We start from the raw sequence: 16,836 nt of genomic DNA, 5'->3' as shown, positions 1-16,836 counted from the left end.
GCACCCGTTCCCTGCCCGCCCCAGTCATCGAACCAAGGACCGTCATGCCGCTGACCTCCCCCAGTCGCTCGGCTCTCTCCGAACAGGTCATCGCCGGGCTGCGCGCCCAGATCTCGTCGGGCGAGTGGCCGGTGGGCTCCCGCATCCCGACCGAGCCCGAGCTGGTCGAGCAGCTCGGCGTCGCGCGCAACACGGTGCGCGAGGCCGTGCGCGCGCTCGCCCACAACGGCCTGCTCGACATCCGGCAGGGCTCGGGCACGTACGTCGTCGCGACCAGCGAGCTGGCGGGCGTGATGCAGCGCAGGTTCGCCGACGCCGACCCCCGGCACATCGCCGAGCTGCGCTCGACCCTGGAGTCCAGCGCCGCGAGCCTCGCCGCGCAGCGCCGTACGGAGCGCGATCTCAAGCAGCTCGACGCGCTGATGGTGCGCCGGGAGGACGCGTGGGCGTCGGGTGACGCGGAGGCGTTCGTGGCGGCCGACGCGACCTTCCACCTGGCGGTCGTGGCCGCGTCCCACAACGACGTCATGACAGCGATGTACGCGGACCTCGGCGAGGTCCTGCGGGACGTCCTGCGCGTGGACGTGGGCGATGAGCTGCGGCCCGAGAACCACATGGACCACGCGGGTCTGCTCGACGCGATCCGCGTGGGCGACGCGGAGGCCGCCGCGGCGGAGGCGGCGCGCTATCCGTTCCTGTGCCTGCCGGGCCGGCCCGCCGCTCACTGAGTAGAGACCCGAGCGGGGGCCCAGCGCTCAGCTGTCGACCTTGGCGTGGCTGATCCAGGCCGAGCGGACCTCTTTCCAGCACCGGCCGGTGAGCCGCACGGTCTCGGCGGCCTCGGCCGGGACCTGCCCGCCGTCGCTGTCTATGTCCCACCAGCGGTCGCACTCGACGTGGAGGCTGACCGCGTCGGTCGCCGGATACGGGTTGTGGCAGTACGCCGTCACGTCCGAACCGGCGACAGTCACCCGGCAGTCCGCTCCGAAGGGTTCGGTCCTGCGGTCCTCCCCGCTGTCGGGCACGCGCGCGTGGGGCGCGGTCCGGACGGGGTGGGAAGCGGCGTCGTACGGCACCGCGAAGAGGAGTACGAGGGCTGCGAGTACCGGGGTACCGCGCGGGAAAAGGCGCACAAGGGGACCTCCTCGGCCGTACGGGAGAGGGGGAACGAACGCCTTCTCAGCCTGCGTGCTCACCCGTCGCGCCCGCCCGGCCAGTGGGCCGAACGGGTGACGCCCCGCCCCCCGCGCGCTGCGGGGAACGGGGCGTCGGCCACGTACGGGTGATCAGGCGCCGATCGCGTGCAGACCGCCGTCGACGTGGATGATCTCGCCGGTGGTCTTCGGGAACCAGTCGCTCAGGAGAGCGACGATGCCCCGGCCGGCCGGCTCCGGGTCCTTGAGGTCCCACTCCAGGGGGGCGCGGTCGTCCCAGACGGCGGCCAGCTCACTGAAGCCCGGGATGGACTTGGCGGCCATGGAGCCGAGCGGGCCCGCCGAGATGAGGTTCGAGCGGACGTTCTGCTTGCCGAGGTCGCGCGCGAGGTACCGGTTGGTGGCCTCGAGGGCAGCCTTGGCGGGGCCCATCCAGTCGTACTGCGGCCAGGCGTACTGGGCGTCGAAGGTGAGACCGACGACCGAGCCGCCGTTCTGCATCAGCGGCAGGCAGGCCATGGTCAGCGACTTCAGGGAGAAGGCGGAGACGTGCATGGCCGTGGCGACCGACTCGAACGGGGTGTTGAGGAAGTTGCCGCCGAGGGCGTCCTGCGGCGCGAAGCCGATGGAGTGCACGACGCCGTCGAGGCCGCCGAGCTCCTCGCCGACGACCTCGGCGAGGCGGCCGAGGTGCTCGTCGTTGGTGACGTCGAGCTCGATGACCTTGGTGGGCTTGGGGAGCTTCTTGGCGATGCGCTCGGTCAGCGTGGGCCGCGGGAAGGCGGTGAGGATGATCTCCGCGCCCTGCTCCTGGGCCAGCTTCGCGGCGTGGAAGGCGATGGAGGACTCCGTCAGCACACCGGTGATCAGGACGCGCTTGCCCTCGAGAATTCCGCTCATGGTGATCAGTGACCCATGCCCAATCCGCCGTCAACGGGAATGACGGCTCCAGTGATGTACGAGGCGTCGTCCGAGGCGAGGAACCGCACCGTCGCGGCGATCTCCTCGGGCTGCGCGTAGCGGCCGAGCGGCACCTGCTTCACGATGCCCTCGCGCTGCTCGTCGGTGAGCGCCTTGGTCATGTCGGTGTCGACGAAACCGGGCGCGACGACGTTGAAAGTGAGGTTGCGCGACCCGAGCTCACGGGCGAGGGAGCGCGCGAAACCGACCAGACCCGCCTTCGACGCGGCGTAGTTCGCCTGTCCCGCGGAGCCGAGGAGGCCGACCACGGAGGAGATCAGCACGACGCGGCCCTTCTTGGCTCGCAGCATGCCGCGGTTGGCACGCTTCACGACGCGGAAGGTGCCGGTGAGGTTGGTGTCGAGGACCGACGTGAAGTCGTCCTCGGACATGCGCATGAGGAGCTGGTCCTTGGTGACGCCGGCGTTGGCCACGAGCACCTCGACGGGACCGTGCTTCTCCTCGATCTCCTTGTAGGCCTGCTCCACCTGCTCACTGTCGGTGATGTCGCACTTGACGGCGAGGAAGCCGGCCTTCTCCAGCTCGGCCGCGTCGCCCGAGCGGTATGTGATCGCGACCTTGTCGCCGGCGTCGGCGAATGCACGGGCGATGGCGAGGCCGATGCCCCGGTTTCCTCCGGTGACGAGAACCGAGCGGCTCAACGGATCACCCTTTCCATAGCGGTCTGGTACCTCGAAAACCTATCGGTACCGCCCTGGATACGGAGAATCGGCCACCGACAGTGGCGCAGGAGAGTCGCTGTCGGGTCCCTACAGAAAAGTGTGGCCGCGGGGGCCGCCGACGCGACATGATCGAGGCCGGCCGGTGCCCGCACCCGGGAGCGGCCGGTGCCCGAGGCTCCTGACAGCGCTTACGACAGCGTCTCCGACAGCAGGGAGAACATCCGTGCCCCATTCGATCGATGAAGCCTTCGCGGCGCTGCCGCTGCGGGCCCTCGCCGATGCCGCGCTGGCCCGCGCGCGGGCTCTCGGCGCCGACCACGCGGACTTCCGCCTGGAGCGGGTGCGCAGCGCGGAGCGGCGGCTGCGGGACGCGCGGCCCGCGGGTTCGTCGGACACCACGGACCTGGGGTACGCGGTACGGGTCGTGCACGGCGGCACGTGGGGCTTCGCGTCGGGCGTGGATCTGACGATGGACGCCGCCGCGAAGGTGGCGTCGCAGGCCGTCGCGATGGCGAAGCTGTCGGCGCAGGTGATCAAGGCCGCGGGTTCGGACGAGAGAGTGGAGCTGGCCGCCGAGCCGGTGCACGAGGACCGGACGTGGGTGTCCTCGTACGAGATCGATCCGTTCCGCGTGCCGGACGAGGAGAAGGCCGGGCTGCTCGCCGACTGGAGTGCGCGGCTGCTCGGGGCGGACGGCGTCGACCATGTGGACGCCTCACTCCTCACCGTGCACGAGAACAAGTTCTACGCCGACACGGCGGGAACCGTGACGACACAGCAGCGCGTCCGGCTGCATCCGCAGCTGACGGCCGTCGCCGTGGACGGGACGAGCGGCGAGTTCGACTCGATGCGGACCCTTGCGCCGCCGGTGGGCCGCGGCTGGGAGTACCTCACCGGGACCGGCTGGGACTGGGACCGCGAGCTGGCCGAGATCCCGGAGCTGCTCGCCGAGAAGATGCGGGCGCCCAGCGTCGAGGCCGGCCTGTACGACCTCGTGGTCGACCCGTCCAACCTGTGGCTGACCATCCACGAGTCGATCGGCCACGCGACCGAGCTGGACCGTGCGCTCGGCTACGAGGCCGCGTACGCGGGTACCTCCTTCGCCACGTTCGACCAGCTCGGGAAGCTCAGGTACGGCTCCGAGATCATGAACGTGACGGGTGACCGCACCGCCGAGCACGGCCTCGCGACCATCGGGTACGACGACGAGGGCGTGGCCGGGCAGTCCTGGGACCTGGTCAGGGACGGGACGCTCGTCGGCTATCAGCTGGACCGCCGTATCGCGAAGCTGACGGGCTTCGACCGGTCGAACGGGTGCGCCTACGCGGACTCTCCCGGCCATGTGCCCGTCCAGCGCATGGCGAACGTGTCGCTGCAGCCGGACCCGGGCGGCCTGTCGACCGAGGACCTGATCGGGGGCGTCGACCGCGGGATCTACGTCGTCGGCGACCGGTCCTGGTCGATCGACATGCAGCGCTACAACTTCCAGTTCACGGGGCAGCGGTTCTACCGCATCGAGAACGGACGGCTCGCCGGGCAGCTGCGCGATGTCGCCTACCAGGCCACGACCACCGACTTCTGGGGTTCGATGGCGGCGGTCGGCGGCCCGCAGACGTACGTGCTGGGCGGCGCGTTCAACTGCGGAAAGGCCCAGCCGGGGCAGGTCGCGGCGGTGTCGCACGGCTGCCCGTCCGCCCTCTTCAAGGGCGTGAACATTCTGAACACCACGCAGGAGGCCGGTCGATGAGCCCTCGGACGAACAAGCCGCACGAGATCGTCGAACGTGCCCTCGAACTGTCATCGGCGGACGGCTGCATGGTCATCGCCGACGAGACGTCCACCGCGAATCTGCGCTGGGCGGGCAACGCGCTCACGACGAACGGCGTCACGCGCGGGCGCACCCTCACCGTCATCGCGACCGTCGACGGCAAGGAGGGCACGGCCTCCGGGGTCGTCTCGCGCTCGGGAGTGACCACGGCCGACCTCGAACCCCTGGTGCGGGCCGCCGAGGCCGCGGCCCGGGGCGCGGCGCCCGCGGAGGACGCCGGCCCGCTGGTGTCCGGAGTGCCGCACTCCGGCGACTTCACGGACGCGCCCGCCGAGACCTCGTCGGCCGTCTTCGCGGACTTCGCGCCGGCCCTGGGCGAGTCGTTCGCCCGCGCCCGGGCCGGAGGCCGCGAGCTGTACGGCTTCGCCAACCACGAGCTCGTATCCAGCTATCTCGGTACGTCGACGGGCCTGCGCCTGCGGCACGACCAGCCGAACGGGACGCTGGACATGAACGCGAAGTCGCCGGACCGGACGCGTTCCGCGTGGGCCGGACGCTCGACGCGCGACTTCAAGGACGTCGACCCGGGCGCGCTGGACGCCGAGCTGGCGCAGCGCCTCGACTGGGCGCGCCGCCGCATCGAGCTGCCCGCCGGCCGCTACGAGACGCTGCTGCCACCGACCGCGGTCGCCGATCTGCTGATCTACCAGCTGTGGTCGGCCGCGGCCCGGGACGCCGCCGAGGGCCGGACCGTCTTCAGCAGGCCCGGCGGCGGCACGCGCGTCGGCGAGCGGCTGACGGAGCTGCCGCTGACGCTGCGCAGCGACCCGAACGAGCCGGGCCTGGAGTCGGCGCCGTTCGTCCTCGCCCATGCCTCGGGCGACAGCGCCTCCGTCTTCGACAACGGTCTTCCGCTGACGGCGACGGACTGGGTGCGCGAGGGCGAGCTGGCCCATCTGACGACGACCCGGCACAGCGCGGGCCTCACCGGCCTCCCGGTGGCGCCGGCGATCGACAACCTGATCCTGGACGGGGGCGAGGACCGCTCCCTGGACGAGATGGTCGCGGCCACCGGGCGCGGGCTGCTCCTGACCTGCCTCTGGTACATCCGCGAGGTCGATCCGGCGACACTTCTCCTGACCGGTCTGACCCGGGACGGGGTGTACCTCGTGGAGGACGGCGAGGTGGTGGGCGAGGTGAACAACTTCCGGTTCAACGAGTCGCCCGTCGACCTGCTGGGGCGCGCGGTGGAGGCCGGGCGGACGGAAAAGACGCTGCCCAGGGAGTGGAGCGACTGGTTCACCAGGGCTGCCATGCCGGCCCTGCGGGTGCCGGACTTCAACATGAGCTCGGTCAGTCAGGGCGTCTGACCCCCATAGACTCGCCCATACACTGGCGAGTACTCACCAGCACTGTTTGACCCATCAGCACTGTTCAAGGAGACACACGACCGTGACGGACATCGTCGACGAGCTGAAGTGGCGGGGACTCTTCTCCCTGTCCACCGACGAAGATGCACTGCGCAAGGCGCTCGCGGACGGTCCCGTCACGTTCTATTGCGGCTTCGACCCGACCGCGGCCTCCCTGCACGTCGGCCACCTGGTCCAGGTGCTCACCGTCCGCAGGCTCCAGCAGGCGGGTCACCGTCCGCTGGCGCTCGTGGGCGGGGCCACCGGCCAGATCGGTGACCCCCGGCCGACCGCCGAGCGGACGCTGAACGACCCGGAGACCGTCGCGAACTGGGTGTCCCGGCTGCGCTCCCAGATCGAGCCGTTCCTGTCCTTCGAGGGCGAGAACGCCGCGACGATGGTGAACAACCTCGACTGGACCGCGGGCCTGTCCGCGATCGAGTTCCTGCGCGACATCGGCAAGCACTTCCGCGTCAACAAGATGCTCACCAAGGACTCCGTGGCCCGCCGCCTGGAGTCCCAGGAGGGCATCAGCTACACGGAGTTCAGTTACCAGCTCCTGCAGGGCATGGACTTCCTGGAGCTGTACCGGCGTTACGGCTGCACGCTCCAGCAGGGCGGCAGCGACCAGTGGGGCAACCTCACCGCGGGCATCGACCTGATCCACCGCATGGAGCCGGACGCCGTGGTGCACGCGCTGGCGACTCCGCTGATGGTGAAGGCGGACGGCACCAAGTTCGGCAAGTCCGAGAGCGGGGCCGTCTGGCTGGACCCGGAGATGACGACGCCGTACGCGTTCTACCAGTTCTGGCTGAACGTGGACGACCGGGATATCTCGACGTACATGCGGATCCTGTCCTTCAAGTCCCGCGAGGAGCTGGAGGAGCTGGAGAAGGTCACCGAGGAGCGGCCGCAGGCGCGGTCCGCCCAGCGGGCCCTCGCCGAGGAGCTGACGACGCTGGTGCACGGCGCCGACCAGTGCGCCGCCGTCATCGCCGCGTCCAAGGCCCTGTTCGGGCAGGGCGACCTGGGTGAGCTGGACGAGGCGACCCTCGCGGCCGCACTCTCCGAGCTGCCGCACGCGAAGGTCGACACGCTCGGCCCGGTCGTGGACCTGCTCGCCGAGGTCGGCCTCGTGGCGAGCAAGTCGGCCGCCCGGCGCACGGTGAAGGAGGGCGGCGCGTACGTGAACAACGTGAAGGTCGCCGCCGAGGACGCGGTGCCGACCGCGGACGAGCTGCTGCACGGGCGCTGGCTCGTGCTGCGCCGCGGCAAGAAGAACCTGGCGGCGATCGAGGTCGTCGGCGCCTGAGCGCGCAGGACTGAAGTCACAGCCGGAAGGGCGGCCCCGCATCTGGTGCGGGGCCGCCCTTCCGGCTGTGTCAGGCTCGCTGTTTGTTGCCTCGCATGGCCACCCAGGCCATGTCTCCCAGCCACACGATGACCACGGCTCCGGCCAGTTGGAGCAGGTGCCGGGTCCAGTCGATCCCCTTGGTGTCGTTGACGCCGATCCAGGTGGCGACCGAGTTGCCCAAGATGCTGCCGATGATCCCGAAGACCACCGTCAGCCACAGAGGGATCTGCTGCTTGCCCGGAAGGATCGCCTTCGCGATCAGTCCGAGCACCAGACCCACGATGATCGCCCACAACCAGCTCATGTCGTCGCCTCCTCTGTGGCGCTCTGCGCGCATCTGCGCCCAGTCTCGGCTTATCCGCCATACAGCGCATGTCGGGCGCATCCGTACGCGGTACGGCGCAGCAAGTACGCGCAGGCCGGGCCCGCCCCGGTCTCGAACGCGGAGGAAGCCGGGCGTACCGTGGAGGCAGTCCGGACCGGGGAGAGTCCGGCATGGCAGGCAGGCGGTGGAATGTGATGCGGAAGCAGAGCAGCAGTGAGGTCTTCCGGATCACCGGGGCGAGGCAGGGCCTCGCCGACGACGTCCGCGGCAGGCAGCGACGCTATGTCATCTCGATGTCGGTCCGCACCCTCGCCGTGATCCTCGGCGCGGCCCTGTGGAACGTGGAACGCCCGGTCGCGATCGTGGCCCTGGTGCTCGGTCTGCTGCTCCCCTACGTCGCCGTGGTCATCGCCAACGCGGGCCGGGAGAACGTCCCTTCACTGCCGTCGACGTTCGTCACCGCGCCGATGCGGCCGATGCTCGCACCGCCCGCCGCCACCGCCCCCGCGGAATCCGTTCCGGAGGACAACACCGGTGCGCACGACGAGGAGCAGCGTGATCACTTGGGTGACCGCGGCTGACCACCGGCGATCCGCAAAGCTCAAGAAAAGCTCAGATCAATCATGTAGTTCCGGTGCCGGGCGGCCGGTCCCCCATGACATACTTCGTACGCGCTCCGCATCCCCCGTCGGAGCGACGGACCGACGCCGGGCAGCTCCCCCCGTGGCTGCTCGGCGTCGCCTTTGTTTGGGCGCGTAAGTGTTTGGGGCGGTACCTGTGAGTGACGAAAACCCGATCTGTTCCGCCAAGGGCTGCCGCGTCGACGCGGTCTGGGTGCTCGCCTGGAACAACCCGAAGCTGCACACGCCGGAGCGGCGCAAGACGTGGCTCGCGTGCGACGAACACCGCGAACATCTCTCCCAGTTCCTCGGTGTGCGCGGCTTCCTGAAGGACGTCGTCGCACTGAAGGACTGGGAGTCCGGGGACCGCGAGGGCTGAGCGCCCCGGGTCAGCCGCCGATCGCGGACATCGGGCGCTCGGGCTGGAGGAACTTCGGGTCGTCCAGGCCGGAGCCGGCCTTCTTGCCCCACATGGCGAGCTTCCATATGCGGGCGATCTCCTCGTCCCCGCTGTCCGAGCGCAGGGCCGCGCGCAGGTCCGTCTCCTCACTGGCGAACAGGCACGTGCGCACCTGTCCGTCGGCGGTGAGCCGGGTGCGGTCGCAGGCCGAGCAGAACGGGCGGGTGACGGAGGCGATGACGCCGACGCGCTGCGGTCCGCCGTCCACGAGCCAGCGCTCTGCGGGGGCGGAACCCCGCTCGTCGGAGCCCTCGGCCGTGAGGTCGAAGCGCGTGCGCAGGGAGGCGAGGATGTCACCGGCGGTGATCATGCCGTCGCGCTTCCAGCCGTGCTGGGCGTCCAGCGGCATCTGCTCGATGAAGCGCAGTTCGTAGTCGTGCTCGACGGCCCAGGCGAGGAGGTCGGGTGCCTCGTCGTCGTTCAGCCCCGGCATCAGCACGGAGTTGACCTTGACGGGGGTGAGTCCGGCGTCGCTGGCGGCTTCGAGGCCGGCGATGACGTCCTTGTGGCGGTCACGCCGGGTGAGCGTCTTGAAGACGTCGGGGCGCAGGGTGTCCAGCGAGACGTTGACCCGGTCGAGGCCGGCCTGCTTGAGGGCGGCGGCGGTGCGCTTGAGTCCGATCCCGTTCGTCGTCAGGGACATCTGGGGGCGGGGCTCCAGCTGGGCCACCCGCTCCACGATGCCGACGAGGCCGGGGCGCAGCAGGGGCTCGCCGCCGGTGAATCTGACCTCCGTGATGCCGAGCTGGGTGACGGCGATCCGGATGAGCCGGACGATCTCGTCGTCCGTGAGCAGATCGGGCTTGGCCAGCCACTGAAGGCCCTCTTCGGGCATGCAGTACGTACAGCGGAGATTGCACCGGTCGGTCAGCGAGACGCGGAGGTCGGTGGCCACTCGGCCATAAGTGTCGATCAGCACGTGGGCCCCCTCTCCGATACGGATCTAATAGTGCGAGCCTACGTGATGGGCCTGACATCAGCGGGCTCCCGATCCCACGGGAGCGGGACGGCCGCGTCGTAGATCCATACGAGGATCTGCGACGCGGCCGTCCGAATCCCGAGGTCAGTGGGCTCCCGTACCGGTGAGGGAGCGGACTTCGAGCTCCGCGTACTTGCCGGCGTCCGCCTTCTCCTTGGACAGGACGGTGCCGAGCCAGCCGAGCAGGAAGCCGACCGGGATCGAGATGATGCCGGGGTTCTCCAGCGGGAACCAGTGGAAGTCGACGCCCTTGAACATGGACGTCTTCGGGTTGCCGGAGACGACCGGCGAGAACAGCACCAGGAAGACCGCCGTGAAGAGGCCTCCGTAGATCGACCAGAGCGCGCCCTGCGTGGTGAAGCGCTTCCAGAAGAGGCTGTAGAGGATCGTCGGCAGGTTGGCGGAGGCGGCGACCGCGAAGGCGAGGGCGACCAGGCCGGCCACGTTCAGGTCGCGGGCGAGTGCGCCGAGGCCGATGGAGACGATGCCGATGAAGACGGTCGCCCAGCGGGCCGCCTTCATCTCCTGCTTCTCGGAGGCCTTGCCCTTCTTGATGACGTTCGCGTAGATGTCGTGCGCGAACGAGGAGGACGAGGCGAGGGTCAGGCCCGCGACGACCGCGAGGATCGTGGCGAAGGCGACCGCCGAGATGGTCGCGAGGAGGATCGCGCCCCACGACGAGTCGACCCCGCCGAGGTGCAGCGCGAGCAGCGGCGCCGCGGTGTTGCCCGCCGGGTTGGACGCGATGATCTCGTCCGGCTTGATGAGGGCAGCGGCGCCGAAGCCGAGCGCGATCGTCATCAGGTAGAAGGCGCCGATGATGCCGATCGCCCAGTTCACGGACTTACGGGCGGCCTTGGCGGTGGGGACCGTGTAGAAGCGGATCAGGATGTGCGGCAGTCCGGCGGTGCCGAGGACGAGCGCGATGCCGAGCGAGATGAAGTCGATCTTCGACGTCGACGTGGCGCCGTACTTGAGTCCGGGCTCCAGGAACGCGGCGCTCTTTCCGCTGTTGGTGGCCGCCTTGCCGAGCAGGTCGGAGATGTTGAAGTTGAACTTCAGGAGGACCAGGAAGGTGAGCAGTATCGTGCCCGCGATCAGGAGCACCGCCTTGACCATCTGGACCCAGGTGGTGCCCTTCATGCCGCCGATGGTGACGTACACGATCATCAGGACGCCGACGAGGGCGACTATGCCGACCTTGCCCGCGTCGGACGTGATGCCGAGGAGCAGCGAGACGAGGACGCCCGCGCCCGCCATCTGCGCGAGCAGGTAGAAGATCGAGACGACGATCGTGGAGGTGCCGGCGGCGGTGCGGACCGGGCGCTGGCGCATCCGGTACGCGAGGACGTCGCCCATCGTGTAGCGGCCGGAGTTGCGCAGCGGCTCGGCGACCAGGAGCAGGGCGACGAGCCAGGCGACGAGGAAGCCGATGGAGTAGAGGAATCCGTCGTAGCCGAAGAGGGCGATGGCTCCGGCGATGCCGAGGAACGAGGCCGCGGACATGTAGTCGCCGGAGACGGCGAGTCCGTTCTGGAAGCCGGTGAACTGGCGCCCGCCCGCGTAGAAGTCGGAGGCGCTCCTCGTCTGGCGGCCCGCCCAGACGGTGATCACCAGGGTGGCGAGGACGAACACCGCGAACAGGGAGATGATCAGCGGCCGGTGCTCGCTGGCCTCACCCGCGGCGATTACCTGCGTGACTGCGGAGCTCATGCGCCGCCCTCCATCCGGGACTTGATCGCCTCGGCCTTGGGGTCGAGCTTGGTGGCGGCGTGGCGGGAGTACCACCAGGCGATGAGGAACGTGGTCAGGAACTGGGCGAGCCCGAGGACCAGCGCGACATTGATGTTGCCGAAGAGCTTGGTGCCCATGAAGTCGCCCGCGTAGTTCGACAGCAGTACGTACAGCAGGTACCAGGTGATGAAGGCGACGGTCAGCGGGAAGGCGAACGAGCGGTGCGCGTGGCGCAGTTCGGCGAACTCCGCGCTCTCCTGCTCCGCGATGAATTCCTCCGTGGAGGGCGGTGCGGGTTGGTTGCGGGAGCCGCTTTTCGGCGGTGGCGGTGCATCGGTGGCCACGGAGTCTCCTCGCGGTGCGGGTGCGGCGGGTGAAACGGACATGTGGTTCTCAGACCTCACAGTGATCTGGATCACCTGGGCCGGGAGGCGATGGTAGAGCCACCCGGCGTGATCCGACAGGGGGTGGGGATCGTGTGCAGGCCCCCTGCTCAACGTCACGGGGACACGCGCACACCGGTTCAACCGCGTTGCCCAGTCATGCGTTTTCTTTGGGATTTCATTGCTGGCCTGCGAGGACCCGGGATACGTTCACCCGAGCACCACGCGTCATGTACCTGCCCGGGCACCAACTGTGTTCGGGCTTTTCCATATACGACGGATGATGTGGAGATCCCATGGCTCATCTGCGCTCCAGACGCCGGCTGGCGCTCACCCTGCCGCTCGGCCTCGCGCTGACCGCGTCCCTCGGCTTCCTGCCCGGCGCCGCGTCGGCCGCACCCGCCGACTCCCGTGCCACCACGGCCGGTTCGGCCACGGCCGACGCCGGGGCACTCGCGTACGTCGTGAACACCAGGACGGACCACCGCACCCTCGCGTCCGTGAAGAGGGCGATCGCCGAGGCCGGCGGGACCGTCGTCGCCTCGTACGACCGGATCGGCGTGATCGTCGTCCACGCGTCCAACCCGGACTTCGGCAAGCAGATCCGCGCCGTCAAGGGCGTGCAGTCGGCGGGCGCCACGCGTACGTCCCCGCTGGTCGCCGCCGGCACCACGGACGAGGGAGGCGCCCAGGTCCTGTCGAAGGAGCAGGCCAAGTCCCTTGCCGCGCACGCAACTTCGGGTGCCGAGCCGCTCGAGGCCGACCAGTGGGACCTGCGGGCGATCGGCGCCGACCAGGCCGCGAGGATCAACCCGGGCAGCCGCGACGTCACGGTCGGTGTCATCGACACCGGCGTGGACGACACCCACCCGGACCTCGCCCCCAACTTCTCCGCGTCGCAGTCCGCGAACTGTGTCGGCGGCAAGGCGGACACCTCGCCCGGCGCCTGGCGCCCCTACGACCCGGCCGAGGACTACCACGGCACGCACGTCGCCGGTGAGATAGCCGCGGCCCGCAACGGCATAGGCGTCGCCGGGGTCGCTCCCGGTGTGAAGGTCGCGGGCATCAAGGTCAGCGACCCCAACGACGGCCTGTTCTACCCGGAGAACGTGGTCTGCGCCTTCGTGTTCGCTGCCGACCACGGCGTCGAGGTCACGAACAACAGCTACTACGTGGACCCTTGGCTCTACAACTGCATGGACGACCCGGACCAGAAGGCCATCGTCGACGCGGTCAACCGGGCCCAGCTGTACGCCGAGAAGAAGGGCACGCTCAACCTGGCGTCGGCCGGCAACTCCAACGACGACCTGGACTCGGACGCGCTCGTCGACGACTCCAGCCCCGACGACTCGACGCCGGTCCACCGCACGATCGACCCGCACAAGTGCTTCGACATCCCGACGCAGCTCCCGGGCGTCGTCACCGTCAGCGCTTCGGGCCCGACGGGCGCCAAGTCGTACTACTCCAGCTACGGCAAGGGTGTCATCGACATCGCGGCGCCGGGCGGCGACAAGTTCCAGATCCCGGACACCCCGTCGAAGAACGGCCGCATCCTCTCGACGATGCCGGGCGGCCAGTACGGCTTCCTCCAGGGCACGTCGATGGCGTCGCCGCACGCCGCCGGTGTCGCCGCGCTGCTCAAGTCGGCCCACCCGACGGCCACTCCGGCCCAGCTCCAGGCCCTGCTCAAGGCCGAGGCCGACAACCCGGGCTGCCCGTCGGACCCGTACGACGGGGACGGCGACGGTGTCGTCGACGCCACCTGCGAGGGCGGGAAGCGCGTCAACGGCTTCTACGGCTTCGGCATCGTCGACGCGCTCGACGCCGTCAAGAAGTGACGCGGACGCGACCCGCCGGGCAGCCCTGCACCAGAGGTACCTGGGGCGGCTCCGGCTGCCTGCCGCTCCACGCATCCCGAACGCAACGAACCCAGGAGACACCATGACGGCGCCCCTCGCGCGCTCCCGCTCCATCCGCCGTTCGATAGCCGTCCCGGCCGGGATGGTCATGGCCACGGCGCTCGCGTTCCTGCCGAACGCGACCGCGTCGGCCGCGGGTCAGGCCCCGCAGGCCCCTCAGGCCCCGGTCGCCACGGACGGCCCCTCGCTCAGCTATGTGGTCAACGTGCGTTCCGGACACGGCACTTCGGCCGCGGTCCAGAAGGAGATCACCAAGGCCGGCGGCACCGTCGTCATCGCGTACGACAAGATCGGTGTCATCGTCGCGCACTCCTCGAACCCGGACTTCGCGAAGACGATCCGCAAGGCCCGCGGGGTCGACTCGGCGGGTGCCACGCGCACCGCTCCGCTGCCCGCCCAGTCCACGGCCGACCTCGGCACCCCGAAGGCGCTGACCGCCGCCCAGCTGAAGGCCACGTCCGGTCAGGCCGCCGCCGGACAGGACCCGCTGGAGCCGTTGCAGTGGGACCTGCCCGCCATCAAGGCGGACAAGGCGCACGAGAAGTCGCTCGGCAGCAAGAAGGTCACCGTCGCGGTGATCGACACCGGCGTCGACGACACCCACCCGGACATCGCGCCGAACTTCGACCGCGGGGCGTCCGCGAACTGTGTCTCGGGCAAGCCGGACACGACGGACGGCTCCTGGCGTCCCAGCGCCTCGGAGAGCCCGCACGGCACGCATGTCGCGGGTGAGATCGCGGGCGCCAAGAACGGCGTCGGCATCACGGGGGTCGCGCCCGGCGTGAAGGTCTCGGGCATCAAGGTGGGCAACCCGGACGGCTTCTTCTACACGGAGGCCGTGGTGTGCGGCTTCGTGTTCGCGGCCGAGCACGGCGTCGACGTCACCAACAACAGCTATTACACCGACCCGTGGTACTTCAACTGCACGGACGACCCGGACCAGAAGGCCCTGGTGAAGGCCGTCGCGCGGGCCTCTCAGTACGCGGAGAAGAAGGGCGCCGTGAACGTCGCGGCGGCGGGCAACGAGAACTACGACCTCGCCTCCGACGAGATCACCGACCCGTCGAGCCCGAACGACACGACCCCGGGCGACCGGGTCGTCGACCCGTCCAAGTGCTTCGACATCCCGACGCAGCTGCCGGGCGTCGTCACGACCGCGGCGACCGGGGCCAACGGCCTCAAGTCGTCGTTCTCCAACTACGGTCAGGGCACCATCGACATCGCGGCCCCCGGCGGCGACTCGACGGCGTACCAGACGCCGGCGCCGCCCGCCACGAGCGGCCTGATCCTCGGCCCGCTGCCCGGCGGCAAGTGGGGTTACATGGCCGGTACGTCGATGGCGTCCCCGCACGTCGCCGGCGTCGCCGCGCTGATCAAGTCGACGCACCCGCACGCGTCCGCGGCGGCCGTGAAGGCGCTCCTGTACGCGCAGGCCGACGCCACGCCGTGCACCGACCCGTACGACATCGACGGCGACGGCAAGGTCGACGCGGTGTGCGAGGGCGGCAAGAACAAGAACGGCTTCTACGGGCACGGCATCGCCGACGCCCTGGACGCGGTGACCAAGTAACCGCGTAGGCAGAGCAGTTCAGGTGGGCCGGGCGGCTGCGTCCGGCCCACCTGTTTCGTTCCGCGGGCCGTGCGCGATAGTGCCTGCATGACACATGCACCGGTGGGTGAGGGAACGCGGACGGCCTGGGCGGCTCTCGGCGGCGACCCGGCCCTGACCTCGCACATCGCGTCCGTCGTACGCGAAGGGGCACTGCCCGCGCGGCTGCCCGTGATCGACCTGGCGCGTGCGTGCGTGGGCGCGTGCTCGCTGGCCGCGGCCGAGCTGGCCGCCCGGCGCGCCGGACGGCCACTGCCGCGCGTGGTCCTCGACGACGGGGCGCTGGCCACCGCGTTCGTCAGCGAGCGGCATCTGCTGATCGACGGGCGCGCGACGGTCAACTTCGCGCCGCTGTCCCGGTTCTGGCGCACGGCGGACGGATGGCTGCGCACCCACGCCAACTATCCGCACCACCGCGCGCGCCTGCTGGCCGCCCTCGGGCTCGGCGACGACGCGTCCGTGGAACGGGTCGCCGCGCTGCTCGCGCAGCGGTCGGCCGCCGAGGTCGAGGAGACCGTGTATGCCGCCGGTGGCCTGGCCGTCGCCCTGCGGACCATGGAGGAGTGGGCCGCGCACCCGCAAGGGGAGGCGGTCGCCGGACGGCCGCTGCTCGACCGGGAGCGGCTCGACGTCGCGGCGCCGCGATCGCCGTCCCCGCTCACGGGAGACCCGCTGCTGCCCGCGTCCGGGCTGCGCGTCCTCGACCTGACGCGGGTCACCGGCGGTCCCGTCGCCACCCGCACCCTCGCGCTGTTCGGCGCGGACGTGCTGCGCGTCGACGCCCCGCAGCTGCCTGAGGATCCGGAGGCCCACGCGGACACCGGATTCGGGAAGCGGTCCACGCGGCTCGATCTGACGGGCACGGCGGACCGGCGCGCCTTCGACGACCTCCTCGCGGGCGCGGACGTCGTCGTGACCGGCTACCGGCCCGGCTCGCTCGACCGGTTCGGCCTCGCTCCCGAGGCGCTGGCCTCCCGCAGGCCCGGGCTCGTGGTGGCGCAGCTGTCCGCGTGGGGCGCGTACGGGCCGTGGGGCGAGCGGCGCGGCTTCGACAGCGTGGTGCAGGTGGCGACGGGCATCGCGGCCGTCGAAGGGTCCGGGGAGCGGCCGGGGGCGCTGCCCGCGCAGGCCCTGGACCACGGCACGGGCTATCTCCTCGCGGCGGCCGTCCTGCGCGCCGTCACCGAGCAGCTGGACGAGGGCGGCACGCGCGCGTTGCGGCTGGCGCTCGCCCGGACCGCGCACTGGCTGACGCGGGAGCTCCAGCGCGGGCCCACCGCGGCCACGGAGACGTACGACGCCGAGGACCCGGCGCGCTGGCTCACGGAGACCGACAGTCCCGCGGGGCGGCTGCGGCACGCGCTGCCGCCGGCCGGTTTCGCCGGAGGGCCCGTCAACTGGGCGCGCCCGTCCGGGCTTTGGGGTACCGACGCGCCCGAGTGGCGCCATTGCTGAAGCCGGCCGCTCAGGCGGAATGCC

General features: G+C 70.5%; 16 protein-coding genes. 9 read left to right on the top strand and 7 right to left on the bottom strand.

The features are described from left to right. Positions 1-44: 44 nt before the first annotated feature. On the top strand, positions 45-728 hold the full coding sequence (locus tag OG698_RS34645) for a FadR/GntR family transcriptional regulator (RefSeq protein WP_406107714.1): 684 nt from the start codon (positions 45-47) through the stop codon (positions 726-728). Positions 729-755: 27 nt separating this feature from the next. On the opposite strand, the gene OG698_RS34640 is transcribed toward OG698_RS34645, so the two are convergent. From OG698_RS34640 to fabG, 3 genes are all read right to left on the bottom strand, one after another. Further along, positions 756-1,133, bottom strand: coding sequence for a hypothetical protein (locus OG698_RS34640; RefSeq protein WP_406107713.1), 378 nt, complete (start codon positions 1,131-1,133; stop codon positions 756-758). Positions 1,134-1,286: 153 nt separating this feature from the next. Continuing rightward, entirely contained in the window at positions 1,287-2,054 is a 768-nt protein-coding gene (gene fabI, locus OG698_RS34635; protein ID WP_406107711.1) for an enoyl-ACP reductase FabI, read from the bottom strand. 5 nt (positions 2,055-2,059) lie between these two features. Beyond that, on the bottom strand, positions 2,060-2,776 hold the full coding sequence (fabG, locus tag OG698_RS34630) for a 3-oxoacyl-[acyl-carrier-protein] reductase (protein WP_116502852.1): 717 nt from the start codon (positions 2,774-2,776) through the stop codon (positions 2,060-2,062). A 244-nt stretch (positions 2,777-3,020) separates the two neighbouring features. Here fabG and OG698_RS34625 point away from each other — a divergent pair, with 244 nt between their 5' ends. The 3 genes from OG698_RS34625 (at position 3,021) to tyrS (ending at position 7,286) form a co-directional block, all read left to right on the top strand. Further along, entirely contained in the window at positions 3,021-4,544 is a 1,524-nt protein-coding gene (locus OG698_RS34625) for a TldD/PmbA family protein (RefSeq protein WP_406107709.1), read from the top strand. Then, positions 4,541-5,935: a metallopeptidase TldD-related protein gene (locus OG698_RS34620; protein WP_406107707.1), complete on the top strand. Its 1,395-nt coding sequence runs from the start codon at positions 4,541-4,543 to the stop codon at positions 5,933-5,935. The genes OG698_RS34625 and OG698_RS34620 overlap by 4 nt, the downstream gene beginning before the upstream one ends. 82 nt (positions 5,936-6,017) lie before the next feature. Beyond that, positions 6,018-7,286, top strand: a complete 1,269-nt coding sequence (tyrS, locus tag OG698_RS34615; protein ID WP_406107705.1) for a tyrosine--tRNA ligase — start codon at positions 6,018-6,020, stop codon at positions 7,284-7,286. A gap of 70 nt (positions 7,287-7,356) precedes the next feature. On the opposite strand, the gene OG698_RS34610 is transcribed toward tyrS, so the two are convergent. Further along, positions 7,357-7,632 carry a GlsB/YeaQ/YmgE family stress response membrane protein gene (locus OG698_RS34610; protein ID WP_329574648.1) on the bottom strand — a complete coding sequence of 92 codons (276 nt, stop codon included), beginning with the start codon at positions 7,630-7,632 and terminating at the stop codon, positions 7,357-7,359. A 215-nt stretch (positions 7,633-7,847) separates the two neighbouring features. Between OG698_RS34610 and OG698_RS34605 the strand changes: the two genes are divergently transcribed. Next, the gene (locus tag OG698_RS34605; RefSeq protein WP_406111467.1) at positions 7,848-8,234 is read left to right on the top strand and encodes a DUF3099 domain-containing protein; all 387 of its coding nucleotides are present in this window, start codon (positions 7,848-7,850) and stop codon (positions 8,232-8,234) included. Between the two features lie 196 nt (positions 8,235-8,430). Continuing rightward, positions 8,431-8,652 carry a hypothetical protein gene (locus tag OG698_RS34600; protein WP_100592515.1) on the top strand — a complete coding sequence of 74 codons (222 nt, stop codon included), beginning with the start codon at positions 8,431-8,433 and terminating at the stop codon, positions 8,650-8,652. A 10-nt stretch (positions 8,653-8,662) separates the two neighbouring features. On the opposite strand, the gene moaA is transcribed toward OG698_RS34600, so the two are convergent. From moaA to OG698_RS34585, 3 genes are all read right to left on the bottom strand, one after another. Then, complete coding sequence (moaA, locus tag OG698_RS34595; RefSeq protein WP_399979709.1) at positions 8,663-9,652, bottom strand: GTP 3',8-cyclase MoaA; 990 nt, start codon at positions 9,650-9,652, stop codon at positions 8,663-8,665. 144 nt (positions 9,653-9,796) lie between these two features. Continuing rightward, positions 9,797-11,425, bottom strand: a complete 1,629-nt coding sequence (locus OG698_RS34590) for a cation acetate symporter (protein WP_399979707.1) — start codon at positions 11,423-11,425, stop codon at positions 9,797-9,799. Further along, positions 11,422-11,790, bottom strand: a complete 369-nt coding sequence (locus OG698_RS34585) for a DUF485 domain-containing protein (RefSeq protein WP_406107702.1) — start codon at positions 11,788-11,790, stop codon at positions 11,422-11,424. The genes OG698_RS34590 and OG698_RS34585 overlap by 4 nt, the downstream gene beginning before the upstream one ends. Before the next feature lie 335 nt (positions 11,791-12,125). Here OG698_RS34585 and OG698_RS34580 point away from each other — a divergent pair, with 335 nt between their 5' ends. The 3 genes from OG698_RS34580 (at position 12,126) to OG698_RS34570 (ending at position 16,812) form a co-directional block, all read left to right on the top strand. Then, a complete protein-coding gene (locus tag OG698_RS34580; RefSeq protein WP_406107701.1) occupies positions 12,126-13,667 on the top strand; it encodes a S8 family peptidase in 1,542 nt (513 codons plus the stop codon). Positions 13,668-13,770: 103 nt separating this feature from the next. Then, positions 13,771-15,318, top strand: coding sequence for a S8 family serine peptidase (locus tag OG698_RS34575; RefSeq protein ID WP_406107699.1), 1,548 nt, complete (start codon positions 13,771-13,773; stop codon positions 15,316-15,318). Positions 15,319-15,405: 87 nt separating this feature from the next. Then, complete coding sequence (locus OG698_RS34570; RefSeq protein ID WP_406107698.1) at positions 15,406-16,812, top strand: CoA transferase; 1,407 nt, start codon at positions 15,406-15,408, stop codon at positions 16,810-16,812. Positions 16,813-16,836: the final 24 nt, after the last annotated feature.

The organism is Streptomyces sp. NBC_01003, assembly GCF_045162695.1.
Lineage (GTDB): Bacteria > Actinomycetota > Actinomycetes > Streptomycetales > Streptomycetaceae > Streptomyces.
The sequence above is the reverse complement of the archived record's forward strand: the minus strand, read 5'-3'. Positions and strand labels throughout refer to the sequence as shown.